The 534-nt window shown below is 62.5% G+C and carries 1 protein-coding gene; it reads left to right on the top strand.

What is annotated here, in order from left to right; all coding sequences use genetic code 11:
• Positions 1-382: 382 nt before the first annotated feature.
• Positions 383-534: transposase (locus IE269_RS42865; RefSeq protein WP_318299717.1), on the top strand; the 152-nt coding region annotated here is incomplete at its 3' end.

Raw genomic sequence — 534 nt, forward strand, 5'->3', positions numbered from 1 at the left:
CGCGCAGTCTCGCAACTCAACTGCACCTCCTGCCCCGGCGCCGCCGAACCTCCAAAACATCCTGAACGTAAATGAGACAGGGCAAAACGCTCAGTAAGAGGCCCTAACAGAATGAAGAGTGGCAGGGGAAGGAGTCACGCGCCGATTGCGTCGGCTTGGTGAGGGGTTACCCCTCCGGGGTGCTCTGCGCGTGATCACGTTCCGCGCGGAACTCGTCCAGGAGGGAGAAGAACATCTCCATCGGTGGGGTGCCCGTTGACTCGGCAGCCCGTTCGATCTCGATTGTCCAGCCCAGGTTGCTGGGGTAGGCAGTGTCGGGCCTTACCCCCTGATGTTGAACACACGAGACACTGGATCCTGAGGATCTGAGAACGGACATCTCGTGGTCATGAAGAACTACCCGCCGCAGTTCAAGGCGGACGCGGTCGCGCTGTACGAGTCGCGGCCGGATGCGACGATCAGGTCGGTCGCAGCCGATCTGGGGATCAACCCGGAGACGCTGCGGAACTGGGTGAGGGCAGCCGGGGCGAGCCG

It is taken from the genome of Streptomyces spiroverticillatus, from assembly GCA_014650415.1.
Taxonomy (GTDB): Bacteria; Actinomycetota; Actinomycetes; order Streptomycetales; family Streptomycetaceae; genus Streptomyces; species Streptomyces spiroverticillatus.